This window comes from Mycobacterium sp. 1245111.1 (assembly GCF_001673405.1).
GTDB lineage: Bacteria > Actinomycetota > Actinomycetes > Mycobacteriales > Mycobacteriaceae > Mycobacterium.
In genome coordinates, this window is sequence record NZ_LZLV01000112.1 from 79,662 (window position 1) to 105,364 (window position 25,703).

28 protein-coding genes and 1 pseudogene are annotated in these 25,703 nt (G+C 61.8%); 13 read left to right on the top strand and 16 right to left on the bottom strand.

The window, feature by feature from the left end:
* The first annotated feature begins 10 nt into the window (after positions 1-10).
* From A5658_RS16970 to A5658_RS16985, 4 genes are read left to right on the top strand one after another with little or no spacing between them, the layout of a single operon-like run.
* Complete coding sequence (locus A5658_RS16970; protein ID WP_067337535.1) at positions 11-1,417, top strand: Rieske 2Fe-2S domain-containing protein; 1,407 nt, start codon at positions 11-13, stop codon at positions 1,415-1,417.
* Positions 1,410-1,838: a Zn-ribbon domain-containing OB-fold protein gene (locus A5658_RS16975; RefSeq protein ID WP_067337538.1), complete on the top strand. Its 429-nt coding sequence runs from the start codon at positions 1,410-1,412 to the stop codon at positions 1,836-1,838. The genes A5658_RS16970 and A5658_RS16975 overlap by 8 nt, the downstream gene beginning before the upstream one ends.
* On the top strand, positions 1,838-3,019 hold the full coding sequence (locus A5658_RS16980) for a thiolase family protein (RefSeq protein ID WP_067337541.1): 1,182 nt from the start codon (positions 1,838-1,840) through the stop codon (positions 3,017-3,019). Before A5658_RS16975 ends, A5658_RS16980 begins: the two co-directional genes overlap by 1 nt.
* Positions 3,019-3,507, top strand: coding sequence for a nuclear transport factor 2 family protein (locus A5658_RS16985; RefSeq protein ID WP_067337544.1), 489 nt, complete (start codon positions 3,019-3,021; stop codon positions 3,505-3,507). The genes A5658_RS16980 and A5658_RS16985 overlap by 1 nt, the downstream gene beginning before the upstream one ends.
* Here the strand turns inward: A5658_RS16985 and A5658_RS16990 are convergent.
* The gene (locus A5658_RS16990) at positions 3,504-4,997 is read right to left on the bottom strand and encodes an aldehyde dehydrogenase (RefSeq protein WP_067337547.1); all 1,494 of its coding nucleotides are present in this window, start codon (positions 4,995-4,997) and stop codon (positions 3,504-3,506) included. The two genes, A5658_RS16985 and A5658_RS16990, sit on opposite strands and share 4 nt — an antisense overlap.
* A gap of 48 nt (positions 4,998-5,045) precedes the next feature.
* Positions 5,046-5,417, bottom strand: a complete 372-nt coding sequence (locus A5658_RS16995) for a hypothetical protein (RefSeq protein WP_067337551.1) — start codon at positions 5,415-5,417, stop codon at positions 5,046-5,048.
* A 90-nt stretch (positions 5,418-5,507) separates the two neighbouring features.
* On the opposite strand from A5658_RS16995, the gene A5658_RS17000 reads away from it, so the two are divergent.
* Positions 5,508-6,230, top strand: a complete 723-nt coding sequence (locus A5658_RS17000; protein ID WP_082993229.1) for a TetR/AcrR family transcriptional regulator — start codon at positions 5,508-5,510, stop codon at positions 6,228-6,230.
* 111 nt (positions 6,231-6,341) lie between these two features.
* Positions 6,342-6,677 (top strand): hypothetical protein, encoded by a 336-nt coding sequence (locus A5658_RS28175; protein WP_156751512.1) that lies wholly within the window; start codon positions 6,342-6,344, stop codon positions 6,675-6,677.
* On the opposite strand, the gene A5658_RS17010 is transcribed toward A5658_RS28175, so the two are convergent.
* The 9 genes from A5658_RS17010 to A5658_RS17045 all read right to left on the bottom strand — a co-directional run bounded on the left by A5658_RS17010 (position 6,611) and on the right by A5658_RS17045 (position 14,282).
* Positions 6,611-7,297: a hypothetical protein gene (locus A5658_RS17010; RefSeq protein ID WP_067337562.1), complete on the bottom strand. Its 687-nt coding sequence runs from the start codon at positions 7,295-7,297 to the stop codon at positions 6,611-6,613. The genes A5658_RS28175 and A5658_RS17010 overlap by 67 nt on opposite strands.
* A gap of 4 nt (positions 7,298-7,301) precedes the next feature.
* A complete protein-coding gene (locus tag A5658_RS17015; protein WP_156751513.1) occupies positions 7,302-7,802 on the bottom strand; it encodes a hypothetical protein in 501 nt (166 codons plus the stop codon).
* Positions 7,802-8,230: a hypothetical protein gene (locus tag A5658_RS17020; RefSeq protein WP_067337569.1), complete on the bottom strand. Its 429-nt coding sequence runs from the start codon at positions 8,228-8,230 to the stop codon at positions 7,802-7,804. The genes A5658_RS17015 and A5658_RS17020 overlap by 1 nt, the downstream gene beginning before the upstream one ends.
* A gap of 25 nt (positions 8,231-8,255) precedes the next feature.
* Positions 8,256-8,996: a hypothetical protein gene (locus A5658_RS17025; protein ID WP_067337572.1), complete on the bottom strand. Its 741-nt coding sequence runs from the start codon at positions 8,994-8,996 to the stop codon at positions 8,256-8,258.
* A gap of 153 nt (positions 8,997-9,149) precedes the next feature.
* A complete protein-coding gene (locus A5658_RS17030; protein WP_067337576.1) occupies positions 9,150-9,950 on the bottom strand; it encodes a CbbQ/NirQ/NorQ/GpvN family protein in 801 nt (266 codons plus the stop codon).
* Between the two features lie 17 nt (positions 9,951-9,967).
* Positions 9,968-11,497 carry a nitric oxide reductase activation protein NorD gene (locus tag A5658_RS17035; protein ID WP_067337579.1) on the bottom strand — a complete coding sequence of 510 codons (1,530 nt, stop codon included), beginning with the start codon at positions 11,495-11,497 and terminating at the stop codon, positions 9,968-9,970.
* A 175-nt stretch (positions 11,498-11,672) separates the two neighbouring features.
* The gene (locus tag A5658_RS17040) at positions 11,673-12,320 is read right to left on the bottom strand and encodes a TetR/AcrR family transcriptional regulator (RefSeq protein ID WP_082993230.1); all 648 of its coding nucleotides are present in this window, start codon (positions 12,318-12,320) and stop codon (positions 11,673-11,675) included.
* Between the two features lie 993 nt (positions 12,321-13,313).
* Positions 13,314-13,502: a hypothetical protein gene (locus A5658_RS28180; protein ID WP_156751514.1), complete on the bottom strand. Its 189-nt coding sequence runs from the start codon at positions 13,500-13,502 to the stop codon at positions 13,314-13,316.
* A gap of 207 nt (positions 13,503-13,709) precedes the next feature.
* Positions 13,710-14,282, bottom strand: coding sequence for a TetR/AcrR family transcriptional regulator (locus A5658_RS17045; RefSeq protein WP_197503144.1), 573 nt, complete (start codon positions 14,280-14,282; stop codon positions 13,710-13,712).
* Between the two features lie 136 nt (positions 14,283-14,418).
* Here A5658_RS17045 and A5658_RS17050 point away from each other — a divergent pair, with 136 nt between their 5' ends.
* The 7 genes and pseudogenes from A5658_RS17050 (at position 14,419) to A5658_RS17080 (ending at position 20,859) form a co-directional block, all read left to right on the top strand.
* Entirely contained in the window at positions 14,419-15,231 is an 813-nt protein-coding gene (locus A5658_RS17050) for an oxidoreductase (protein WP_067337582.1), read from the top strand.
* A 14-nt stretch (positions 15,232-15,245) separates the two neighbouring features.
* Entirely contained in the window at positions 15,246-15,692 is a 447-nt protein-coding gene (locus tag A5658_RS17055) for an MmpS family transport accessory protein (protein WP_067338416.1), read from the top strand.
* Positions 15,689-18,691: an RND family transporter gene (locus tag A5658_RS17060; RefSeq protein WP_082993231.1), complete on the top strand. Its 3,003-nt coding sequence runs from the start codon at positions 15,689-15,691 to the stop codon at positions 18,689-18,691. Before A5658_RS17055 ends, A5658_RS17060 begins: the two co-directional genes overlap by 4 nt.
* A gap of 176 nt (positions 18,692-18,867) precedes the next feature.
* Entirely contained in the window at positions 18,868-19,806 is a 939-nt protein-coding gene (locus A5658_RS17065) for an NAD(P)/FAD-dependent oxidoreductase (RefSeq protein ID WP_067337586.1), read from the top strand.
* Between the two features lie 57 nt (positions 19,807-19,863).
* A pseudogene (locus A5658_RS17070) lies at positions 19,864-20,064 on the top strand (MMPL family transporter); the annotation flags it as partial.
* A 40-nt stretch (positions 20,065-20,104) separates the two neighbouring features.
* Complete coding sequence (locus A5658_RS17075) at positions 20,105-20,407, top strand: DUF732 domain-containing protein (protein WP_067337592.1); 303 nt, start codon at positions 20,105-20,107, stop codon at positions 20,405-20,407.
* Between the two features lie 11 nt (positions 20,408-20,418).
* On the top strand, positions 20,419-20,859 hold the full coding sequence (locus tag A5658_RS17080) for a DUF5078 domain-containing protein (RefSeq protein ID WP_067338419.1): 441 nt from the start codon (positions 20,419-20,421) through the stop codon (positions 20,857-20,859).
* A gap of 640 nt (positions 20,860-21,499) precedes the next feature.
* On the opposite strand, the gene A5658_RS17085 is transcribed toward A5658_RS17080, so the two are convergent.
* The 5 genes from A5658_RS17085 to A5658_RS17105 all read right to left on the bottom strand — a co-directional run bounded on the left by A5658_RS17085 (position 21,500) and on the right by A5658_RS17105 (position 25,681).
* Entirely contained in the window at positions 21,500-22,114 is a 615-nt protein-coding gene (locus tag A5658_RS17085; RefSeq protein WP_231997348.1) for a TetR/AcrR family transcriptional regulator, read from the bottom strand.
* 179 nt (positions 22,115-22,293) lie between these two features.
* Positions 22,294-22,833, bottom strand: a complete 540-nt coding sequence (locus A5658_RS17090; RefSeq protein WP_156751515.1) for a hypothetical protein — start codon at positions 22,831-22,833, stop codon at positions 22,294-22,296.
* Between the two features lie 33 nt (positions 22,834-22,866).
* A complete protein-coding gene (locus A5658_RS17095) occupies positions 22,867-23,475 on the bottom strand; it encodes a hypothetical protein (protein ID WP_067337599.1) in 609 nt (202 codons plus the stop codon).
* A 213-nt stretch (positions 23,476-23,688) separates the two neighbouring features.
* Positions 23,689-24,414, bottom strand: a complete 726-nt coding sequence (locus A5658_RS17100) for an Emopamil-binding protein (RefSeq protein WP_231997349.1) — start codon at positions 24,412-24,414, stop codon at positions 23,689-23,691.
* Positions 24,415-25,123: 709 nt separating this feature from the next.
* Positions 25,124-25,681 (bottom strand): TetR/AcrR family transcriptional regulator, encoded by a 558-nt coding sequence (locus tag A5658_RS17105; protein ID WP_067337606.1) that lies wholly within the window; start codon positions 25,679-25,681, stop codon positions 25,124-25,126.
* Positions 25,682-25,703 lie beyond the last annotated feature (22 nt).

Genomic DNA, 25,703 nt, shown 5'->3' on the forward strand with positions numbered 1-25,703 from the left:
GGGGTGCGCGATGACCGCCATCGACGTTGGGACCGAATCGGAGGCGACTGGCAAGGTGCCGCCGCGCTATGCGTGCGGGGAGACGTTCGTTCCCAAGAGCCGCTACATCGATCCCGAGTTCCTGCAGCTTGAGCTTGACCGGCTCTTCACGCAGGTCTGGCAGCCTGCGTGCCGGGAGGAAGAGATCCCCGACCCGGGAAGCTATTACGAGTACACCATCGGCCGACAGTCGATCATGGTGGTGCGGCAAAAGGATGGAGAAATCAAGGCGTTCTACAACGCCTGCACCCATCGTGGCATGAAAGTCGTGCGGGGGACCGGGTGCGCTGTCGGCGGCGACCTGCGATGCGAATTCCACGGTTGGCGATACGCGCTCGACGGTCGTTCGTCATTCGTCCCGTCGCGCGACGAGTTCCTCAACCGTCCAAGAGAGCAGTGGTCGTTACGTCAGGTCGCCGTGGGCACGTGGGGCGGTTGGGTGTTCGTCAGCATGGCCGAAGACCCGCCTGAGCTACTCGAATGGCTGGACCCGCTTCCCACCGCGTTGGAACCGTTTCGTCTGCAGGACATGCGATTTCGCTGGCGCAAGCGCACCACGTTGGCGGCCAACTACAAGACGGTCATCGACGCGTTCATCGAGGGCTACCACACCCCGGGCACGCACCCGCAGACATTGCGACCTGTTCAGGGGCCGCGGCCTTCCGCTGAACCCGCACCACCCCAAGAGTTCGTCTACGCGCCGTACACGCCGACAATCCCTTACCGCAATCACTCGCGCTTTATCTACACAGCCCGGCCCGACAGCGGTGACCGCGACAACGCGCGCAAGGAACAGGCGGCGCGACCAGAGGTGTTCGCCAATTCCATGCAGTACAACTACCTCGAGGTCGGTTCACTGGTCACCGAGCGGGACTACCGCGCGGCACAGCAGCTGGCCACCATGGAGCCCAGTGACATCCCGCCGTTCGTGTTGTACCACCAGATGTGCGAGGAGTTAGCGCAGGCCGAGGGCGTCGATTTCCCGAAGATGAGCATGGAGCAGTACTTCGCCGGCAACGGTGACTGGCATGTCTTCCCCACGCTGGTGATCTTGGTAGAGAAGTCGTGCTTGCTGGGCTACCGCATGCTCCCTGACGCCGAGGACCCGAATCGCTGTGTGTTCGAGATGTTCTCGCTCGAGCATTTCGCCCCGGGTGAGGTGCCCGAGACGAGCTGGCTCGAGGTTGAACGCTGGCAGGACCACGACGGCTGGGGCGAACTGCCCACCCAGGATCTCAAGAACATCGACGCCATTCACGCCGGTATGCATTCGCGTGGCTTCGAAGGTCTCTGGCTGAATACCGCGCAGGAAATGTCGATCCGCAACGAGCACGCAATCGCCGACCGTTTCCTTTTCGGTGTCGACGTCGATGCCTGACGATTCTGCGGGCACGCGACCGTTACCCGCGCTGACTGCCGGCAATCGCCCATACTGGACATCGGGCGCAGACGGGGTATGGCGTTTGCAGCGCTGTCCGAAATGCGAGCGCCTGCTTCACCCGCCCACGCTGCGTTGCCAATACGACCACGCCGTACCGGTGTGGGAGGCGCTGTCGGGCCGCGGCACCGTCGAATCCTGGACGGTCAATCATCACCCATTCTTTCCCGGTATGCCGACGCCGTACGTCATCGCCTTCGTCAACCCGATCGAAGACCCCCGCGCACGAGTGTTGACCAACCTCGTCGACGTCGACCCCGAACGGATTCACGCCGGCATGCCGGTACGCGTGACATTCGAATGTTGTTCTGACGGTGAGGACGACGACGTATACCTGCCCATGTTCGCCCCGGAGCACTGATGTCGGGACGGCTCACTGACGATGTGATCATCAGCGGCATAGGCCAATCCGACGTCGGACGCCGACTCGGACGCGATCCGCTGGAGCTGACGGTCGATGCATGTGTTGCCGCAGTCGAGGACGCCGGACTCACCCTCGCAGACATCGACGGCCTGACGACCTATCCGGGGGCCTCAATGGCCGGAAAGGGCTTTTCCGGAGCCGGACTACGGGAACTGCACGACGCGCTCGGAATTCGGCCCAACTGGGTCGCCGGTGGTGTCGAGTACCCGGGGCAGCTGGGCGCGGTGGTCGATGCGATGCTCGCCGTCGCGGGAGGTATGGCGAACCACGTACTCTGCTGGCGCAGCATCTGGGAGGGCACGGCGCAGGGCAGCGGCCGCCGTCGCGGCTACGGCGTGCCCGCGGGCTCGCGCGCGACCGGTCAACTCGGCTGGCAGTTGCCTTACGGTGTGTCAGCGGCGAACCTCGCCGCGATGCAGATCCGTTCGCGTATGGAGCGTTTCGGGCTGAAGCGGGAGCAACTCGCTCAAATCGCGATCGTGCAGCGCACGCACGCCAAGCTCAACCCGAGCGCGGTGTACACCGATCCCATCGACCTCGACGCCTATCTCGGGGCGAAGATGGTCTCGGACCCGCTGTGCATGTACGACTGCGATATCGCCTGCGACGGCGCGACGGCGTTCGTGGTGTCACGCGCGGAACACGCAGCCGCACTGGATCATCCCGGTGTCGTCATCGAGGCGCTGGACTGTGCGCACCACGATAGGTTTCTCTGGGAGGGTGGTGAGGACATCGCCCGCTTGAACTCCCGGTGGTCGACCATTTGGGACCGTACCGATTTCACGCCGGCCGACGTCGACTACGCGTCTCTATATGACGGTTTCAGCGTCTTCGTCCTGTGCTTCCTCGAGGACTTCGGGTTCTGTCAGTTCGGCGAGTCAGGGGAGTGGGTGGCCGATCCGGCGCGATTTTCACTCGGCGGCGAGTTGCCCATCAACACCGCGGGCGGGCAGCTCTCGGGTGGTCGCTTACATGGCTTCGGTCATTTGCACGAAGCCTGTGTGCAGGTACGCGGTGACGGTGGCGCCCGTCAGGTGGCTGATGCCACCCTGGCGGCCTGTGGTGTCGGTGGTGCCAACAGCGGCACAACGATGATGCTGTTACGCCGGTCGAACTGATGAGCGCACACCGAGACGAAGACCTGCTTGCCCGGGTCAGGCTTCTGGAGGACGAACGGGATATCGCGCGATTGGTGGCGTCGTACGGTCCTCTCGCGGATGCGGCGGATTCCGACGGCGTAGCGAACCTGTGGACGGAGGACGGAACTTACGACGTCGACGGGTGGGTTATGCGCGGCCGCAACGAGATTCGGGCGATGGTGAGCTCACCGCAGCATCACGCACTTGTCACCGATGGGTGCTGTCATTTCCTCGGACCATGCGCGGTGACCGTCACCGGCGATGCCGCCACGGCGGTGTGTGAGTCGTTGGTGCTCCGGCGACGAGATGAGCGTTACGTCGTATTCCGAGCGTCTGTCAACCACATTGAGCTGAACCGGACAAGCGGCGGTTGGAAGATCGCGGCGCGTGTCACACGAACACTCACCGGCAACGGTGATGCAGCCGACCTCGTCCGCAAAGGCATCGGCCAACCCGCTGGCGATTAGGCGACGAACGTCGTCTTCGTATCGAGGTACTCCATGATGCCGGCGCGACCGTTCTCCGAACCGAGACCAGATTGCTTGACACCGCCGAACGGCGCGTGCGGCTGCAGGGTCCAGGTGTTAATGCCGACGTTGCCCGCCCTCAGCGCACCGCCGACCCTCATCGCACGGCTGACATCTTTGGTGTAAACGGCTGCGCCAAGCCCATATTCGCTGTCGTTGGCGATGCGGATGGCATCGTCTTCGGAATCGAACGGGATGACGCACAGGACCGGGCCGAAGATCTCCTCCCTCGCAACGGGCATCCGGTTGTCGACCTCGACGAGGACCGTGGGAGCGACGAAGTTTCCCGTCGTGGGTGCACTGGCTGGTGCCTCGATGCCTCCCGCAGCGACCGTCGCGCCGTCGGCGACGGCGCGACTGATGTGGTCGAGCACGCGATCCCGGTGTCCGGCGCTGATCATCGGCGCCGCGTTGACGACGGGATCGAATGGATCGCCGTATCCGGCGGCCGCCGCGAATCCGACCAATTGATTGACGACATCGTCGTGCACCGACCGCTCGACCAGAATCCGAGATTGGCACACGCAGACCTGACCAGACATCCCGAGAAACGCATTGCCCGCTGCCATCGCCACTGCGAGACCCACGTCGCCGTCGGCGAAAATGAGCGCCGGACTTTTGCCTCCGAGTTCCAGTGATACGCGGCCGATTCGGGCGCCCATGGCCGATGCGATGGCGCCTCCGACAGCGCGGCTACCCGTGAACGACACCTTGTCGACGCGCGGATCTGCGACGAGTGCCGTGCCCACGTCGGGGCCGGACCCCGTCACGACGTTGAAGACTCCGGGCGGTAGGTCGGCCTCGGCGATCAACTCACCGAGACGAAGGCTGGTCAACGGCGCCATCTCGGACGGTTTGGCGACGATCGTGCAACCGGCTGCCAGCGCGGGGGCGACCTTCTGGCTCATCAGGCCAAGGGGCGCGTTCCACGGCGTGATCAGACCGACGACGCCGACTGGCTCGTAGGTACTGAAAGCGAACGGCTGCCCCGCTTCCCACGCCGGATACGTTTCACCGGTGATCTTGTCGATCCATCCCGCGAAGATGTCGAAGAGGTCGGCGGGGTACTCGGCGCCCATCTGATAAAAACCCACGAAGGACGCCGGCGTGGCGTTGTCGAGTGACAGCAGGGTTGCCAGGTTGTCGGCGTCGCCGCGAATCGCCTCGGCGATCCGGTGCAGGTAGCGGGCACGTTCGCGGCCTGGCATCCGCGCCCACGGGCCCTCGTCGAAAGCAGTGCGCGCGGCGCCCACAGCGGTCTGCACGGTATCGGCGTTTCCGCCGGGAACCTCGAAGACCGTTTCGCCAGTGGTGGGGTGACGGTGACTGATTGCCTGCTCGACGCCGTCCACCAAGTCGCCGGCAATGAGCATCTTGGCGGGCGGCAACGTCGCACTACAGAGGCGGTCGGCAATCGATAGCGTTGTCATGGCGTCAACAATAGAACATGATATGTATATCTGTGCTGTGTACACTGATCAGCGTAAGCCGCTAATACCAAACTCTTCCATGTGCTTTCGGACCGTTTCGGGGCGGTTGAGATCGAACGAGCGGGCGGGACCCACCGTGGCTAGGGAGAAGACGATCCGGGCCAGCCACTCGCTGGCTTGCTCAACGTCGATCCCTTCGCGGACTTCGCCGCGACGGTGGACATCCTGCACGTAGGGGAGTACGAACGTCGCAATTCTGTCGACGGCCTTACCGCCGCAGAAAATTATGTGGCGGACAAGTCGAGGTTGGCGACGCTTCACCTCCGTAACCCGAGCATCCGCGTGGTTCGCGGGCGGAGAAGTGGGCGCTTGCGCAGAAATATACAATACGACGATAGTTGTCGCATTGCTCTGATTCATCGTTGTAGTGAATCGGACGATGCTAGACGTCAGACTGCTCAAAAATATCCCGTAGACGATAGGTCGCCGGACAGCCAGAGGAACCCATCTATGGTGATCGGATTTCGCGAAAGCTCTTGTTGTGAGGGCATTGCGCATCGCGCAGCGCAGTTAATCAGCCCGGGACCGAAGGATGATCAAAGTCGTGCTCAATGTTGTCGCGCCACGTCGAACGCCTTGACCCCGCCTTCTGCTTTTCGGCGCTCTGAGCACTTGCGGTCCACATCATCTCGCCGACGCGACGTCGAAGTGAACGAGGATCGGATACTGCAAGGGGCGCTGGATGTGCTTAACAAAGTTGACGGCCAGTTATCGATGGGCCGTCTCGCCAATGCAGTCGGGCTAAGCCGGGCGACGCTCTACCGTCATTTTCCCAATCGAGAGTCGCTGATGAGCAAGCTCACCGAAAGGGCCATCGACGAGGGAAGTACGCTCGTCGAGACCATCCCACTCGAGCAACCATCTACGGATGAAATCCGCAGACTGGCATCGGCGTTCACGATGTTCATTGATCGATATAGTTTCCTGATCAGCGGCTCGATAGTTGTCGGGCCAGGGCTCGACACAATTGGTTTGAATTCACTGATTGAGCGATGGCAGCACGCCTCGCTGATCCGCGCCGATCTGCCGACGCACTACATAGCGTCTTCGTTCACCGCCCTTGCGCTTGCGCTCAGGCAGTCGGCTGTGCTGTCTTGCGCGTTCCAAGAAATAGACCGCGGCGAGCTACTCTTCACCCTGTTTTGTCACGGCGTAGTAAGCGACCACGACTGACGTCCTGGCGCAATCTGGCCCTGCCGCGTGCGGCGAGCGATGGTCGATAATGCTGGGGTCGAGAAGTATAGAAGTGAGTTATTGGTACACCAGATACTCAAAGATGCCAGCGTGGCCAGTAACGAACTTGGCACCGAGCGGATCTTCTGGACGTTCCGTAACACCGGTCACGTCGCCCGTTATTCAGTATCCCTTGAGGTGGTCGGAATCCATTCGGGCGGTGGGCAGTTCGGCGACATCGCACATCTGGCAACGGGCAAGCGAGGCGCGATAGTCTACGAGACCGGCGATCTGCTCCCCTGGCCAATTGCGATCAGTCTGATCGGCAAGCATCCTCGCATTCGAACGCTGAATCCGGCCATGCTGTTGGTTCTGCGCGACTACTGGTTCCATCGCCTTGCGTCTAGGGAGTACAACCACGGCAGCTGGATGAAGGGCGTCAGGTAGAAGATATCGAAGATCCACCAGCCGGTTACGCCGAACAGGGACGCGCCCATGCGATGGTCGAAGCCCATCAGGATGTTGAAAAGGTAACCGATCCACAGGAATAGGTAGCCCCAACCGGTGATGATCATCCACCGCAGGCCCCAGCGCTTCAACTTCAAAAAGGCCCAGGTGGCTGCCGCCCTAGCCGGGAAGATGCACAGCACCGAGAACAACGCTATGGCTTTTTCGCCGTTGTCGTTGATGCCGCCGACTGGGCCGGCGTTGTAGTTGACGTAGTAGCCGCCATCGACGAGCTTGCCGAATCCGGTGCCCATCGCCTGCACCACGTGAGTGTGGTTAGCGAAGACGTCCAGAGACCAACCGATCCAGTTGATACCGCCGTCGACGAGTGCGAAAACGGCGAGCAGTGAGACCGATAGCGGGCGTATCCAGCCGAGCTGCCCGGCACGTCGCAACTTCAGCATCCCCATGATGATGACCACAAGTCCTATAGGTGCCAAAACGACTGTGCCGCAGAGGATGCTGCCGACCAGAAGCCATACGTCGGCTTTTTGCATCGCGGCGTAGGCGGCCGACTGCTTGAGGTCGGTTCGTTCGGCGTGTTCCAGTTCGATTGTCATGGAATCAGTTCCAGCCGTAGCGAAATAGGGCCAGGGGCAAGATAGCGGCGGCGAAGAAGGACAAGCCGGCGACGCACGCCCACCCGGTCACGACGAAGACTTTCAGTAGTCCCGGAGAGTAGACGTAGTACCAACTTGCCTCCTGAGACAGGTCAGCGTCGTCGGGGGCGGGCAACGGATTATCGTCTGCCACACCGTCCAACCGGAGCATCAGCCAGTGCCAGCCGAAGAGCAGCGCGAAATCGAGAACGAGAGTGCCGATCAAGATCGCGAGATCGCCGAAGAAACCGGTACCACCTTTATGCGCACCGGTCCCCGCAGGTAGTTGGCGGCCATCGCCGAAGCCGGTGCCGTAGCCGTGCGTGAGAGCAAGGATGTAGCTGATCACGATCCCGGCGGAGAAGAACAGGAAGCAAAACGTAGTAAGGGCAGTCACGGCTTGTCGTCGATACCGGACGGCAACCAGGTCACGCGCCGGACCAGTGGGTGCTGCTGCGGTTGTCATCAGGGCTTCTTTCCTTCTGGCTCGTGCTCCTGTGCCTGTCGCGCAACGCGCTGGTCGTGAATGGTTATCAGCTCACGGAACCCAAGCCGCGGGTAATGCGGTTTGGGCTGAACCCCCCAGGTGTCCTGCGAGGTCTTCTCACCGGCAGCCTCTGCGGGGCCCAAGAGTGGGTAAGGGTACTTACACTCACGGGTCTCGTCGGAGTACATGACCTTCTGTAATTCGTTGCAAATCTGGTGCATCGACAGCGTCGGCCAGCCGTACCAGACGACCAGGAACGGCACGAACAACGTGCCCTCCACGACCAAGGCGAACAGGCAGACATAAATCGCCCGCCGCAGCCAGGTGTGCAGCCTCCGGTAGTACGGGGTGGTGCCTTCGGGCAACACCTCCGGACCCGCGGCCTGATCGGATTCCGTTGTGCTCATGGAGTTTTCCTCTGCTTCAGTTGTGTCAGTCCGAGAAAATCTCGCGGTTGACGGTGTGCAGGTAGGGGATCGACAGAAATGGCGTGATGTAGAAGATGTCGTAGACCCACCAGGCGATCACCGGAAAGCCGACGTGTGTGTAGCGGAGGTCCGCGTACATCGTCATGTTGAACACATAGCCAACCCAGATGACGACGCCGAACCAGCACGTCACGATCAACCACTGGTGGCCCCACCGTTTCATCTGCAGGAAGGCGATCGCAGCGGCCATGCGCATCGGAAAGACGACCAGGACGCAGGCGACCTCCCAGGACTTTTCGCCGGGCGCGCCCGAGCCTCCGATCCACAGCTGGTTGTAATGCCAGAAGTAGCCGGCGTCGAAAAAGTTTCCCCACGCCACCGTGATGGTCCGGTTGATCAGCGTGTGGTTGGCCACCAGGTCGAGCGCCCATCCGAAACTGTTGAGCGCCGCGTCGATGAACACCAGGAAGCCGATCAGGGTCACCATCAAGGGGCGGACCGAGAGTCCTTGCCTGCCGGCTCGACGCAGAATGGTCAACCCGTAGAAGAAGATCGGGAACCCGATCACACCAAGTACCAGCGTGCCCATGAAGAACCCGCCGACCATCAGGTAGATGTCGGCCTTACGTTGAACCCTCTTGGACTCGGCCATGTGGTCGTCGTAGCTCACCGACCCTGAGGCGACCTGGCCGGGAAGCGACGCAACGGAGCCGGCGAGCCTGGTCTTGACTTTGGGAAAATTCACGGATTCACCTCACCAGTTTCGGGTAAAGCCCATATACAGTTGAATTGCGAAGTTGCCCAACAAGAATCCGTATATCGCGATCTGGAACCAGAACAGCGCCAGCCGACGTTTTCTGTCTTGCTCGTTGACTACCACGGTGTGTCCTCTCGGGTGTTATCGGGCTGAAGGCTCGCGTGCGCCGGCCAGGCTGGCGGCGGCTACTTCCTGCAGACCCTGCGTTATGGCGCCGTCAGTACTAAGTGGGGCCAGCACCGCGGCGGTGACGGCTTCGAGTTCGCCAGCGCCGACCGCGATGAGTTGAGCGGCGGTGACCAACACGCGCGTCGACGGCGGTTCGAAGTGGAACACGTCATCGGCAGTACGGATACTGTTGGCGCACTTGATCAGTCGCTGGGCAACGTCGTGGGCGATGCCTGACTCTTGTACCAGCACCTCGGTCTCGCGTTCGGCGGATAGATAATCCATCGCCATGGTGACGAACCGCTGCCGAAAGGACGGCTTGAGTTCCTTGAGTGAACTGCGGTATGCCGGGTTGTAGGAACAGACCAGCATGAATGAATCGGGCGCCTGGATCGTCTCGTTGGGTCGGTCCAGATGCAGTGTCCGGCGATGGTCGGTGAGAGAGTGCAGGATGGCCAGGGAGTCGTGTCTCGCCTCGACCACCTCGTCGAGGTAACAGATCGCACCGGTGCGCACCGCGCGGGTCAGCGGCCCATCGGTCCAGACGACATCACCGCCCGTGACGACGAATCGGCCGACCAGGTCGGAGCTGGTGAGGTCGTCGTGACAACTCACGGTGACTACCGGACGGCCCAGCAACCCGGCCATGTGCTCAACGAACCGAGTCTTGCCGCAACCAGTCGGCCCAGTGATCATCACCGGTAACCGGCGTTCGTAGGCCTGCTCGAAGAGCTTGACCTCGTTACCGCTCTCCGAGTAAAACTCGCTTGACACACAACCTCCTGATTGGGCTAGGCCGCGACAAGTTCGCGGTGGACGTGTCCCAAAACCCTTGGCAATTCTTCTATCTGGCGGATCCGCTGTGACCGTCGTGGGCCGAAGACGGTAGGAAGCGGGTCGACTCGGGTGGGCCCCACCCCGACGTAATAGACGAAGACCCCGGCATCTTCGGCCTCTACGACGGCATGGCTGACGTCCGCCCAGGCGTAGCGACCCTCATAACCCTCGTCAGACATCAGCCCATCGCCGATCACGATCAGCAGCCGGCGCTCCGACGGTTGCTGCAGCAGACGGTTGGTCAAGTGCCGCAGCGGCGCACCGAGCCGCGTGTAGCCGGCAGTTACAAGGCCTTGAGTGCTTGGGGCCACGAAGTGACGGTCTTTGAAGTCCTTCAGGCATCGCACCTCGACGCGATGACGGGTGTTGCCGGTGAACGTGAAGATGCCGTGTCGCTCTTTGGCGTGGGTCATCGCCTGCGACAACGCATCGGCACACTGCATCTCGAGCTGGAAGATGTGGCCCTGGTGCGCGCCGAGCGACGAACTTCCATCCAGCAGAAGGCATGTGGTGACGTCGCGGTGCGCCGGAATGAGATCCCGGAACACCCGGCTTTCGGTCGAGTGGCCCGTACGGGTGTCCAGAAAATGCTCGACATAGCGATCGATGTCGAGATCGCATCCGTCCTCGAGGCCGCTTCGCAGCACCCGCTCGGTACGCATCTCGAAGTACCGGCGCAGGTCGGCGGGCAGCCGGGTTGGCCGTTCCGCCGAGGCGGTGTGCCCGACCTCGAGCACCGCGACGTGCTCGAGTAGGAACTTCTCGGACCAGAAGTTCCACTCCGGATAGGGCACACCGGCGCGCTGGTCGGGCCTGATCTCAAGCTCTTCGTCTTCTGGTCGGCTCGGTGGCGGCAGGTTGGGATTTTTGACGCCGCCTTCTCCACCGACGGGTACCGAATAGATCCGATAGGCATCCTGGCGGCGGGAGGTCCAGGGCATCCGACCCCACAACTTGCGGGCGGTCTGAGCCATACCACGGTGTGGCGCGACCGTGCTCGGGAGTCGGCCGAGCAGCGCCCACGTCGGCAACGGCTGGCCCGAATCCGCCAGGGCGAGAGCCTGATCGAGTATTGCGTCGCCGTCGAGCTCGTCGACAATGGGTTCCACACCGGGCAGCCGATGTGCTAGTTCGGACATCATGCCGGGCCAATGAGTCGCCAACCATCCCATCGCGATCCGGCCTTCCACAATGGTGAGTGCGCGTAGCTCTCGTGCGGTCAGATGGTGGATTGATCGCTGTGCAATCAAGTCTTTCGAGGGCGCACATTGCAGTCCGACGCCGCAGGACATCGTTCGCAAGGTCCAGTCGGGTTCAGTGGCGGGAAAGGGGACATTGACGATCGTGCGGTCGGCGTTGGTGCCGAAGGCTCGATGCTCACCAGAGACCAGTCGCACGCCTCTCCGACTCCCGTCGGAGAGGGCTACGGCGACCAGCGCGCAACTTCGTTCGGTAGGTAGCGCTGACAATTGGGTGTCACTCATGGTCGGCTCCGAAGCCCCCGAGCAGAAGGGGGTGTCAGAAGGTGCCGATGTTGCCGATCACCCAGTACCAGAACCAGACGATCAGGGCGCATCCTCCCCAGGCGACGATGAAGCGAACGATGTCTTGGATCATGAGGCAGCCTCCAGATGGGTAGTGAATTCTCGAATATGAACATCACCGCGACTCCAGTCCGCGGTAGAAGTGGGCGAGATACTCATCAAGCACGGCTGCCCGGGCGGGTGAGGGGTCTCGATTAGTGACCAGCAGGCCGTACAAGCCAATCAGAAAGAAGACGGCGCTGGTGCCGGCATCCACGTCGCCGTCGACCTCCCCGCGGTGCCGGGCCATCTCGATTTGCTCGATGACGATGAGCACGATTGGGTGCGTTGCAGAGTCGCTCAGCTCGGGCTGGGTCGCTGAAAAGTAGAGGTTGAGCACGTCCCGAAAAAGTAAGTGTCCGAGGCGCTCTTCTTCTGCTACGACGCCCTTGATCACTTCGGCCAGAGCCGACCTGAGGTCGGCCACGGAGGTCAGCACTTCGGTGAGTTCGTCGGCGATCTGAGCTTCTTCGCGTCGAGTGAGCTCGGCCAATGCATGTTCTTTAGTCGGAAAGTGAAAGTAGAAGGTACCGCGGGCCACCCCGGCGTCCGAGACAATCGCGTTGACGTCGGTGTCGTTGACACCGTTCTGCTCGAACTGGCGGACTGCGGCATTGAACACCCGCTCGCGCGTCTCGAGGCGGTGAGCCTCTCGGCTCGGGAACCGCGCGCGCGGGTGCCGCGTCAACGGCGACTCAGCAAACGAGCCCGCACGGGTTGACATTGTGACTCCTCCTGAGGTTCAGGTCGGTTCGCGATCTCAGTGACCGTACAGCCAATGTATGACGTTCGTCAATGACGTCTGTCGATGACGAACGTCAAAGATTGGCGCGGCAGGCGACCGCGGTTTACCTTGCTATGGACGTAGCGTGACATATGAACAGGAGATGTTCCACTATTCAGTGTCATGACTGAGCCGCAGGAAACTTCTCAGCCGGCGAAACCCCCGGAATAACTTCAGACGCACGTCGGCAATGCGCTGACTCGCCGCGCCGGACCGTGCGGGAGTTGGTCCAATTCCCGCTCTCGGTCATTGCCGCCGTCAACGGTGCGCGGTCGAATTCGGTTGCAGTATCCCGGTTTTGTTCGACATGGTGTTGATGTCGGACCGCGGGTTCTTCGCCGCCGCTTACGTCACCAGTGGTCTGGATAGCCCAAGACGCAGACGGTGCTGAGGCTGGGTTGCGGCGCCAACACGGCACTCGCCCTGGTCATACACACCGCAGTCCGACCGCGTTTATCGGCCGAGGTCCCTGCGAGCCCTGGGCTTAACCCCGTAGATAAACTGCAGCGGAAGAGAATTCAAGCGATGGGTGGGCTCGATCTCGCGAATCGGCGCGAATCGTCTTTAAATGCCGGCGCGATGCTTCTAGGCTCACCATCGGGCCAGACGTTTACTGATGCCAGTGGGGCGGGCGTGCCGGGAAACGTATGACATCGACAACCTTTGTGCTGCAGTAACTTTCAGAGCACGCTGCTTTGCTTCGCACGGCGTCAGGTACCGGCGGCACCATCATCTTCAGCGAGTGTCACAGTGACAAAACGGTCACGTAAGGCGCTGCAACTGTCACGGAAGAACGATATGCGGGCGAACGTCTCGTTTGGGACGTTCTAGAAAAGTGGACACGCAAGTGAGACAAATCGGTGTGGACACGACGTGAGACAAGCTGCGTCAGTGCAGGCCACAGCTTCGCGAGTGGACAAGGGAAGTGAGAACCTACAGTAGTTGTAGGTTCTCAAACAAAATGGCCACGCCGATACGGTCATTCGATGGAGCACGAGCATCATCGATGGCCTGGCCGACGTCAACGACGACATCGTCGAGGAGTACAACCGCGACCAAGAGATGGCCGAACAGCCCCGCAACATCCAGCGCATCGGCCATCGCGTTGAATCCCGTTGGCACAAAATCTCCTGGAATGGTTGCCGCCCCAGTATGACGTCGTCAAGCGTAAGTATCTCTTGCTCGAAACCGATGATGGGCCAGCGGTAACCAAGGAACACGACCTCGTCGTATTCCACCCAGACTTTGCGCCCTACCACCGTTAGGACGCTCGGTTGGCGATTGAGCGCCGCGTGCCACGTTTGAGTTCCTGGTCGCGTTCCTGTTGCGCTAGGGAGCCGGGCAGACGCCGCGCTCGAAGGTCCGGGCGATTAGCGGCGCGACGGTGTGCCGCGGCAGTGCACCGGCCATGGCTTGCTCACAGCCTTGCAGGATCAATCCGTAGAGCGCGCGCCAAATCCAGGTCGGGCTGAGGGCGGAGTCGAACACGCCTTCGTCCTGCCCCCGTGTGATCAGGTTGATCACCAACTCCTCGTTCGGGGACTGCGCCGGTGGGATGTCGCGGAGCACCGCCGGGTCACCGAAGAGAAAGACGAGCCGTTCACCGATTGAGACGGCTCCGGTGATGAATCGCCGCATCGCGTCGACTGCCGGCCCGTCGTCGATGGCGGCCTCCTCCACCGCTTCAGTGAGCACGCGGATCGAGTCCAGGGTCGCCTCGTGGATCAACGTCTCGCGGTCGGCGAAGTAGCGGTGCAGCGTGGTGCGGCCGACCCCGGCCACGGCTGCGATCTCGGGCATGGTGGCCGTCCGGTTCGCCGCCAACGCAGAGGCCGTCGCAGCGAGGATCGCGGCTCGGGTGCGCGTTTGTACACCCGAGAGTTGCTTTGTCGCGACCGACACGATGTGATCTTAGCCCGCTCCGGAATAGAACGGTGACGTTCCGATATTGAACGTGTATGTTCTTTTGAAACGGGTCTCAACTCGGTTGGTTCTGACGGGTTGAGCCGCATGACCCCACCGTTAGGAAACGGTTCACATGGCAACAGCACGACCCGTCGCACTCGTCACCGGCGCCAACTCGGGCCTTGGCAAGTTCGCCGCACGCGCTCTGACCGAAGCGGGATTCACCGTAGTGGGCACAAGCCGCAATACGGCAGGGCTTGATTCCAGTCAGGGGATGACGTTCGTCGATCTCGACGTCACAAGTGACAAGTCCGTCGCTGCATCGGTTGAGGCGGTGATCGCGCAGTTCGGGCGGATCGACGTGCTGGTCAACAACGCCGGTATGGGGCTCGTCGGAGCCAGCGAGGAGAACTCGATCGCCCAGACACAGAAACTCTTCGACCTCAATGTGTTTGGCGTCATCCGAATGACGAATGCCGTCCTGCCGCACATGCGCAAGCAGGGCAGCGGACGCATCATCAACATCTCGTCGATCTTCGGATTGATGCCCGCGCCATACATGGCTGCCTACAGCGCGACCAAGTACGCCGTCGAGGGCTATTCCGAGTCCGTGGACCACGAGGTCCGAGGACACAACATCCGCGTGCTCCTCGTCGAGCCCGGTGGCACCAGAACCGGTTTCGACGACAACACCGCAAAACCGGACAATCCGCTGGCGACATACGAACGCCAGCGGGAGCGCTCCAACCAGGCAGTGGGCGAACAGGTCAACAACGGCGACGATCCTGTTGTTGTGTCGAAGGTCATTGTGGCCGCCGCGACGGACTCCACTCCGAAAGTGCGCTATCCCGCAGGCTCAGCCCGTCAACTCAGCGCGATGCGTCGCTTTGCTCCCCGCCGAATCTTCGACACACAATTGCGCAAATCCCTAGGCGTCCAGGGGTGAGGGGCCACGTGGCGATGCCGACTTCACCGATACGTAGGGCGGCCGCCCGCCATTGGACGGCGCTCGTGGCGATCATCGTGGTGGTCTTGGTCGTCAGCGGCGTCTACCGCTTACACGGCATCTTCGGATCGCAGGACCAAACCTCAAGGCCCTCAGCTGATTCGCCCGAGAACACCGGATTCAACCCCAAACGCGTCCACCTGCAGGTCCTCGGAGACCCCGGCGCGCGGGCAACCATCAACTTCCTCGACGAGGACGCACAACCCCAGCGCGTCGACGACGCACCCCTGCCCTGGTCGCACGACTTGGTCACCGACGATCCGACACTGTTCGCCGACCTACGCGCCCAGGGAAATTCGAGCACCATCACCTGCCGCATAACCGTCAATGGCATCGTCAAGAGTGAAAGGTCTTCCCACGACGTGAACGGATACATCGCCTGTCTGGACAAGACGGCATGAGCCAGCACGGAGCAGAGGGATCTGACCGCTCTCGCGCAGCGCGTGTCATCCGCACACTGGCCCTACCGATCATTTTGATCTGGATCGCGGTCGCCGGCGTGACGAATGTGCTGGTGCCCCAACTCGAGATCGTGGGTACTGAACGTTCGGTGGCCTTGAACGCCCCTGATTCCCCGTCGGTCATGGCCATGAAGCACATCGGGAAGAAATTCGGCGAGTTCGACTCCGACAGTGCCGCCGTCATCGTGCTCGAAGGCGATCAGTCGCTGGGCCAGGACGCGCACACCTACTACGACCGCCTGATCGCGAAGTTGCGAGCCGATACCAAACACGTCCAGCACGTTCAGGACTTCTGGGGCGATTCGATCACCGCGGGCGGCGCCCAGAGCAAGGACGGCAAGTCAGCGCTCGTTCAGGTCTACCTCCAAGGCAACCAAGGCGAGGCGCGATCCAATGATTCCGTCGACAGCATCCGCCAGACGGTGGCCGACACGCCGCCCCCGCCGGGGGTCAAGGCGTACGTCACCGGCGCCGCCCCGGTGATCACCGATAACTTCGAGATCGGCAACGAAGGCACTCACCTCATCACTGCCGTCACGTTTCTCGTCATCGCGGTGATGCTGCTCATCGTCTACCGCTCCTTGGTCACCATGTTGATCGTTCTCCTCGCGGTCGCGGTCGAACTCGGCGCAGCGCGCGGTGTGGTTGCGCTGGTGGGCCACGCGGGCATGCTCGACCTCTCCACATACGCGGTGAACCTTCTGACCGGCATGGCCATCGCCGCGGGCACCGACTACGCCATCTTCCTCGTCGGGCGGTACCAGGAAGCCCGGGGCAAGGGCCTACATCGCGAGGCGGCTTACTACGACATGTTCGGTGGCACCGCCCATGTCATCGTCGGCTCTGGCCTCACGATTATCGGAGCAGTGGCGTGCCTGCACTTCACCCGGCTCCCGTATTTCAGCACCCTCGGCGCCCCCACGGCTCTGGCCCTTGTCGTGACGTTGGCCGCGGCGCTGACCCTCGGGCCGGCGGTGGTGACGACCGCCGCACGCTTCGGGTTCCTCGATCCCAAACGGGTGCTTCGCACCACGGGCTGGCGCCGCATCGGCACGACGATCGTGCGGTGGCCGGGGCCCGTGCTCGTCGTCTCGTTGGCGGTGTCCGCGGTGGGCCTACTCGCCCTTCCGGGAGCGCAGATCAGCTTCGACGGGCGGCCCTATAACCCCCATGACGCCCCGGCCAACATCGGATATACCGCCGCGGAACGCCACTTCTCGGAGGCCCGGCTCAACCCCGAGTTGCTGATGATCGAATCCGATCACGACATGCGCAATCCAGCGGACATGCTGATTCTGGAACGCGTTGCCAAAGCGGTGTTGCACACCCCCGGGGTCGCACTGGTGCAGTCGGTCACCCGACCCCTCGGTACGCCGATCAAGCACAGTTCCATTCCCTTTCAGATCAGCGCCCAGAGTGCGGGACAGGTCATGAACCTGAGCTACCAGGGGGACAGGGCACGTGACCTCCTGACCCAGATCGATCAGACCGGCAAGGCGATCGATATTCTGCAACGTCAGCTCTCCTTGCAGCAGCAAGCCACCGATGCCACCGACGAGCAGGTGCGGGCATTCCACGACACCATCGACACCATCAACGAGATCCGAGACAACCTCGCCAACTTCGACGACTTCTTCCGGCCGCTACGCAACTACTTCTACTGGGAGCCACACTGCTTCGACATCCCGACGTGTGCGGCCCTGCGATCGGTGTTCGACGCGCTCGACGGAATCGACAAACTCAGTGAACAATTCGGCAAGATCACCGCAAGCCTCGACAAACTCAACGCGCTGCAGCCGCAGGTGCTGTCGCTGATCCCACCCCAGGTCGACATCCAGCAGACCAATCGCTCGCTGCTGCAGTCGAATTACGCCACCATCAGCGGCACATTGAAACAGGGCCGCGAAGCGCTGGAGAACGCCACCGCGCTCGGCAAGGCCTTCGATAATGCCAAGAGCGACGATTCGTTCTACCTGCCACCGGAGGCGTTCGACAACGCCGATTTCAAACGCGGCCTCGAGCAGTTCATGTCGCCCGACGGCAAGGCCGCCCGAATGACGATCACCCACGAGGGCAAACCCGCCAGCCCCGAAGGAATCTCGCACATCGACGCCATCCGGCACTCTGCCTTCGACGCGATCAAGGCGACCCCCCTGGCGGAGGCGAAGATCTACATCGCCGGGACGGCGTCGACCTACAAGGACATCCAGGAGGCATCGCTGTACGACCTGATGATCGTCACGTTGGCGGCGATCTCGTTGATCCTGCTGGTGATGATCCTCATCACCCGCAGCTTCGTAGCCGCCATCGTGATCGTCGGCACCGTCATCCTTTCACTGGGAGCTGCGCTCGGGCTATCGATCCTGTTGTGGCAGTACATCTTCGGAGTCAAGCTATTCTGGCTCGTCCCCGCCCTCGCGATCATCATCCTGCTCGCGGTCGGGGCAGACTACAACCTGCTGCTGATCTCCCGATTCAAGGAGGAAGTAAGTGCCGGATTGAATACCGGCATCATCCGCGCGATAGGCGGCACCGGCGGAGTGGTCACCGCCGCAGGACTGGTGTTCGCCTTCACCCTCGGCTCGTTCATCGTCAGCGACCTGGTCATGATCCAGCAGATCGGCACCACGATCTGCCTCGGCCTCGTCTTTGACACGTTGATCGTGCGATCGCTCTTGACGCCGTCGATCGCGGCGCTACTGGGCCGCTGGTTCTGGTGGCCGCTGAACGTGCGCACCAGGCCGGCCAGTCAGATGCTGCAGCCGTTCGGTTCGCGGATCTCCGTCCGCAAACTGTTGGGACCAGATCCCAGACTCTCGACGGGCCGGACCGGCGAGCATGACCAAACAGGCGGATCGCGCATCGAAGACGGCGCGGCACAGAACGAAAGCTCACCAGCCGGTGACGCCGCGCACGATCGTCACGTCACACAAGGATAAGCGATGAAACAACTCAGGATCACCGTCGGCGAGTACTCAATGACGCGATTGAACATCAGCACAAGCGTTCCCGTCCGGCACACCACAGGTAGCCACCCCGTGCGGGTGAAAGCCCTCGGGACGGACACGCGCAAAACCGACCGCGTCAACGCTCGAAACATTTGGGGGATTAGGTCATGAACACCACATGGGACTGCGTCGTCGTTGGTGGCGGAGCCGCGGGCTTGAGCGCGGGTTTGGTACTTGGCCGGGCGCGGCGGCGAACGCTGCTGGTCGACGCGGGTCAGCAGAGCAACCTGGCTTCCCACGGCATCGGCGGGTTGTTGGGTCACGACGGCCGACCGCCGGGCGAGCTGTACGAGGCTGGGCGGCGGGAGATCGCCGCCTACCCGTCCGTCGAAGTGCGGACCGGTGAAGCGGTGGCGGGAGAGCGTGCCGGCGATGTGTTCGAACTGGAACTGTCCGACGGTCGGCGTGAACGCACGCGTCGGGTGCTGCTGGCCGCTGGCATGGAGTACCGGCCGCCTGCGCTGCCCGGGCTCGCGGAGTTGTGGGGGCGGTCGGTGTTTCACTGCCCGTTCTGCCACGGCTGGGAGGTTCGCGATCAACCGTTGGCGGTATGGGCTAACGGCAAGCGGGCAGTGCAATCGTCGGTATTGCTGCGGGCATGGAGCGACGACGTTGTGCTCCTGACTGGAGGGCCTGCGGAGCTCGATGGTGACGCGCGATCCTGGTTGGCCGCCGCACGAGTCGCGGTCGACGAGCGGCCCGTTGCCGAACTCGCTTCAAGCAACGGCGAATTGGAAGCCATCGTGTTCACCGACGGAACTCGGCTGGCACGCAGCGGCCTGCTCGTCGCGACGACACTGCATCAGCGGTCGCAGCTGGTTGAACAGCTCGGGGTCGGATTCGGTGAGCCGACGCCGGCGGCGGCGAGTCCCATCGCAATCGATGCACTCTGCCGGACAACGGTTCCCGGAGTCTTCGCGGCCGGCGACAACGCCAGTGCGCAAATGCCGCAGGTAGCCTCGGCGATCGCGACAGGTTCGCTCGCGGCCACGTCGATTGTGCAGAGTTTATTGGCCGAGGACGCCGGCCTACCGATACCGGAATGAACGGGACCACAGTCAACGGTGAGCTGAATCATGAACTGGAGTCCCGGAGCTTTGACCAGCTATCTGGTCGCAATTGGCAAGGGCGGCACCACAATCGGACTCGGGTTGCTGTCCGACACGTTGGTGGTGCGGTCGCTGATGACGCCGTCGATTGCGGCGCTGCTGGGTCGCTGGTTCTGGTGGCCACTACGAGTGCGCAGCCGACCGATGCGGACCGCACCCATACCGGCAGCACTACCGCAAGGAGCCACCGTATGAGAGCAACCATGAGTTTCAGCGTTTGGACGCTGCTGGGATCATGGCAGTTGTCGCCGGCGTCCTGCTGGCATGGCCTGCGCACGCGGATCCCGACACCGATTTCGCCAACGAACTCCGCACGTATGGCATCTACGGGCAGAAGGATTACAACGCGTGGATCGGCAAAATCACCTGTAAGCGGCTGTACAACGGGCTCGATGCGGACGCCGACAATTCGGCGCAGTTCGTGTTCAACCAACTCGAGAGGGGCAGCACCACTGAGCAGGCGTGGCGGTTCCTCGGCGCCGCGATCAACACCTACTGCCCCGACCAAGTGGTGATCCTGCGACGGGCCGCCGGATAGGAGCGATGACGATGTATCTGCGCGCAGCGTTGGCGGCGCTGATCATGAGCGGAACCTGCATGGCCACAGCAGGTTTCGCGTCGGCCGATGCCAGCGACGACTATCCGATTCCGAATCGGATACTCAAGACGACGTGCACCGTCGACCAGTACATGGAAGCCGTGCGCGATGTGGAGCCGATCTACTACGAGCGCTACATGACCGACTACAAGAACCGGCCCGTCGACGTCCAAGACGGCGCCCGCGATCGGATCTACTGGTTCTTCTCGCTGGACTACGCTGGCCGCCGACAGTACTCGGAGGACACCGCGACCAACGTCTACTACGAGCAGATGGCCACCCACTGGGGCAACTGGGCCAAGTTGTTCTTCAACAACAAGGGCGTGGCCGCACACGGCACCGATATCTGCATTAACTATCCACCGAACGATGCGACGGTCTGGAACTGGTGACGGCCCAACCGCGTCCCCACAGGGTCTGGGCCGTGCATCGCCTCGATCAATTCTTCGAAGTCAGGGCTCGGAAGTCGACGTCGCAACGCACCTTAGGATCGCTGCTCGGATCCGAGCGCAGGTCCATCTCGGGATCTCCGAGCCGGTCGGGAAGCTCGTTGCTGGCGACGCGAGGCCGGACGACGTGTGCGGCACTCTCAGTCGCGGGCCATCACCAGTCGGGATTATCGATGTGGGGGCGGTTTCCCTGCGCGTTGGGCGATCAACCGTCACAGTGACGGAACCTTTGGGGTCCGGCCATAACAAGGCCTGAGCAGCGGTTGCGGCCTAACCTCGACCCGTTGAAAAATGGACACGAAGCTGAGACAAATCGGTGTGGACACGGAGTGAGACGACTTAAATCGTTGCAGTTCAGAACACCGAGAGTTGACACGGAGTTTGAGACCCTACAGTAGCTCCCTGGAACCGTCGAGCCGGTCGGTGCTTATTGTAAGAGCTCAAACAAAATGGCCACGCGGCACTGCATCTCCGGTGGATTCAGGCCATGCGGGGTTGATGCTGTGTGGCGCAAACTTGGGTTGTCATCAGGCGGCGACGAAGCGCCGAGGTGTTTCGGTCTCATTTTGAAGGGAGCCGTGGCTCACGGGTGGGGAGTTTTACGTGCTCGACGTCCGGGGGCGGCCGCTGCCGGCAATTCCAGCGAACGCCTTAGGTATTGGGTGAGTTCGAGTGCCACGTCGTCAGCGGGCCTGTCGAATTCGCTATTGACCCAGTCGGTTAACCAAACTTGCAGTGCTGACACCACGAGGCCCGCTAACAGCGATGGCCGCATGGGGGGAACTCCTTCGGATTCGACTGCGTCGTGCGCCAGGGCGACCATCGTGTCGATGCCGGTACGCCAGGCGTCGCGCTGGTTGCCGCGGCCCCAATTGTGACCGCCTGTGGCCCAGCTCAGTCCTTCGCTGACGTGAATGCGCAAGTAGTTGGGATGTTCGGCGAAGTAGGTGACGAGCGCATGAAGCGATGCGAACAGTCGTTGGACCGGCGAAGTGCAATCAGCTATGGCTTGTTGTCCTGCAAAAATGAATTCTTCGACACGCTGCTGATTGAGGACGTCCCATATTTCGTCCTTGCCGGCGAAGTGTTTGTAAAGCGTCGCCAGGGACACATCGGCGGTGCGCGCGATGTTTGCGACCTTGGTCTTGTCGAACCCTGCCCTGGCGAACTCGTACTCAGCGGCTGAAATGATCTGCATCCGATACATTTGCCGGCGGGTTTCGTGAATGCTGGGGACGTTCACCGGTATCGAGTCACTGTGCCATACCGTCCTTCGGGCCAGGGTACTGACTGCTCGAGCATAATTGACCCGTCAGTGAGTTCCTCTGACCACCGGCGATGGGCCTGACGTGCGTTATCGAGACTTGCCTTCACGTCCTATTTGTTCCACTTCTCGCGGTTGAGAGCGTAGAGCCACGGCAGCACTACGTAAGGGGTTAGGTACCAGATGAATACGGCCCACCAGCCGACAACGCCGAACCGGCTGGCGCCGAATCGAACGTCGAAGTCTTGGGTCACATTTACCAGATAGCCGAAGAAGGTGATGGCATACATCCACGATGTAAGAACCATGAAGTCATATCCCCAGCGCTTCATTTCCAGAAATGCCCATACTGCGACGACTCGGATGGGGAACAAGAGCATGACAGCCATTACGCCCCAGCCTTTTTCGCCAGCGCCGGTGGCGCCGCCCAGCATTAAGGTGTTGAACCCCAGGTAGTAGCCGCCGTCGAAGAGCAGACCGTAGCCGGTGACGAACGCCTGCACGAGATGGGTTGAGCTTCCGAATATCTCGACGGCCCAGGAGACGAAGTTGATCGATGCATCCGCCATGACGAAGACGCCGATGATCGTGACCTCCAAGGGGCGCTGGCGCTCGCCGGCAGGTGCGGCGCGCCGTAATTCCCGAGAACCCAACGCGATCAGGATGAGCCCCGTCTTGTTGGTGGTTCACCGTTGGTGGGTTCGCAAGGCGATCATCAGGGCGGTTGCTTTGGCCAGTGTCGTTGTGTCGTTGGAGCGGGTCAACTCGGCGCTGAGGAAGGTTTTGCGTCCTTCGATGACGTCGATGCGGGCGGTGGCCTGCAGTGGGGTGTCGGTCAATACGTAGTCGGCGTAGTCGACGTGGAGGTAGGCGGTGCGGCTGATCGGGCGGCCGGCGGCGTCGATGGTGAGGGCGAAGTGCCAGTCGAAAAGTAGCGGTAGCGCGCCGCCGAGGACGACGTCATGGGCGCCATGGTAGAAGCGGCCGAACTTTCCCTGCAGAACAACACCTTTGGCGCTAGTGGTGTGGATGGTGAACGCTGGTATCAGTGGGTTCCCGAAGCCGGGTAGTGCGGCATCGCGACCGGCTGGGGCCCGTGTTGCAGGTGCCCGATTCTGGGTGAGGATTGTCGTGAGTCGGCGCAGTTGGGTTGCCGCTTCGGTCCACACGGCGGCGTCGGGGTTCGCCGACTGTGTGGCGTCTTGTAATTCCCGCAGGCTTTGGACGTACTCAACGAATTCAGGGCTGGCAGCCTCGGGTCGATACTGTGAGAAGTCGTAGGCGGGTGATGTCATCGTGTCCGTTCGCGGCTATGCGGCGCCAGGGTCCTCTTGAATGGCGGATGTCGCTGAGCGTCGCGCAGTGACACTGAAAATCCGTGTGCCTTCTTCGCTTTCGGCATCGTTGCAACGGCTGTGTGTGGGAATTGCCGGGTGCGCCCCCAGCGCTTGGGTGCATTGGCTGAACCCGATCTTCGCCAACGCACCCAAGCCCGGCGTGGCGATTGCCTAGGCGCGGACCGAGACAGGAGTGCCGCGGACAGCGCCCGCTCGGGTTGACGCCCGGTCCGCCTCCAGAGCTTTGCGCCCGTAGAGGTAGCCCAGTTGCTTGGCGACGAAAGGAAGGCTGACGATGGGTGCGATCATCCACGGCAGGTTCTCATAGATCAGCACGATCGAGACGTCCCAGAATCCATGGCGTGGGAAGTTGGGAAAGCCGTGGCGCGCCTCGGCGATGAAGTAGATGAAAAACACCGTCAACATGACCGCCATCGTGAAAAAGGTCCACCACAGCGGACGGATGCGTTTGTCGGGGTCGTTGCCGGCTTTCCTCAACTTCGACCACGAGTACAGCAGGATGGCGGCGCCGGTTACGACGGCCAGTTCCATCGCCCACAACGCTCCGTCGCTGTTGAGATAGCGCACATCGTTGATGCCGTAGTACCAGATCACCCATCCCCAGCGCTGACCTTGGGTGATGTGCATCTTGCCCATCAGGTCACCGACGAGCCAGATGACCTCCCACCAGAGCTCACTTGCGGCGCCGGCAATGCAAAACCAGAGCATCTGAAACTCATTGGCTTTTTCCAACGTCGTGCGTGCCTCGCCCGGAGTATCAATCCATGACGTGACGAACATGATGAAAACCGGGGTCATAAACAGAAAACAGGCGATGGTGCCGGTCACGGGCACCATCGGGATCAGCCCCACGCCGACTCCGATGATGCTGCCCACCGCGATCGTTGTCGTAAACGCCGCGCACCACGCGTAAGTCCGGACGCGCCGTTTGGCCCATGGTCGGGCGAAATCGTGTTCAAGGGCGGTTGTCATCACAGCCTCCTGCTGCTGAAGTGGAAAACTTCGTACGACCTGGATACGAACAGAATCGCTATTCTGGAAGATAGCATCACGATACTGCGCTGCGCAATGGGTGTTCTATTGTGGGGCGGCAGCCGCGGTGCGCGGGGGCCGGGCGTGGCGACAAAATCATGAAGGGAGTCCGGCGTTGATGACTTATGGACTGCCGGCGTCAGTTGTGGAGCGGACGCGGAAGTTGTTAGATCCGCAGCGATGTAACGACTTTCGCTTCATCGAGTCGGGTTATATGGATTTTCTTGGTTGCCGCAAACTGTAGATACAGCAGGGTGTCGATCTCTCGGGCGGATTGGGCCCGCGGCCGCTGTAATCTCGGTTCTTGATACCTCAACGCGCTCTGATGTCGGCTGGCGACTGATTCCTCTGAGGAATCAGCGTCATCGCAATGCCTCACGATCGATGTCCGTCAAAGATTCTGCAGCGCAGAACAATTGGGACGTGATCTTATTCAAACGCTGATTACCGATCAAACAGGTTGTGTGACAACGTGATTCGGAATACAGAGCGGTTTACCGGTAATCCACGGTTCTTGCTTATTCCTCTCGTCGCGGTCTCGGATCGGGGGCGGCTACCGCGGGGGTGCCGGAATCCAGCGTGCGGCCAGGGTGTCACAGATCGCACGTTGTTGGTCCTCGTCGAGGTTGTGCATGAGCAGTCCCTCGACGGCGAAGGTGCCGATCATCACTTCGGCGTCCAGCTGTGCTGCGGGCACGATTCCGGCATTTTCCAGTTCAACCCGCACCAGGCTGGCGGTGAAGAAGTGAAAGTTGTTGTGCCACTGCGTGATCGCGGGGGAGCGTTCGGCGCGGGCGTGGACAGTGCTGACCAGGCGGCTCATCTGTTGCAGCTCGTGGACGAGCCACAATAGCCGCACAGACAAAGGTTCAGCGGCCACCGACTCATACCGCGTCCAAGCCTCAGCCATGACGTAGTTGAGGACCGCCAGCAGCACGTCGTCCTTGTCGGCGAAGTACCAGTAGATGGTGTTGGCCGAGACGCCGGCCGCGCTGGCCAGGCGCCCCATCGAGGTGGCGTCGTAGCCGGCGTCGATGAACAGCTCGCGGGCGGCGGACACGATCTCGGCGCGTTTCTCCGCCGGCGGTTGTGGTCGTTTGTTCCGCGGCATGACCTCAGCCTAGACCCGGATC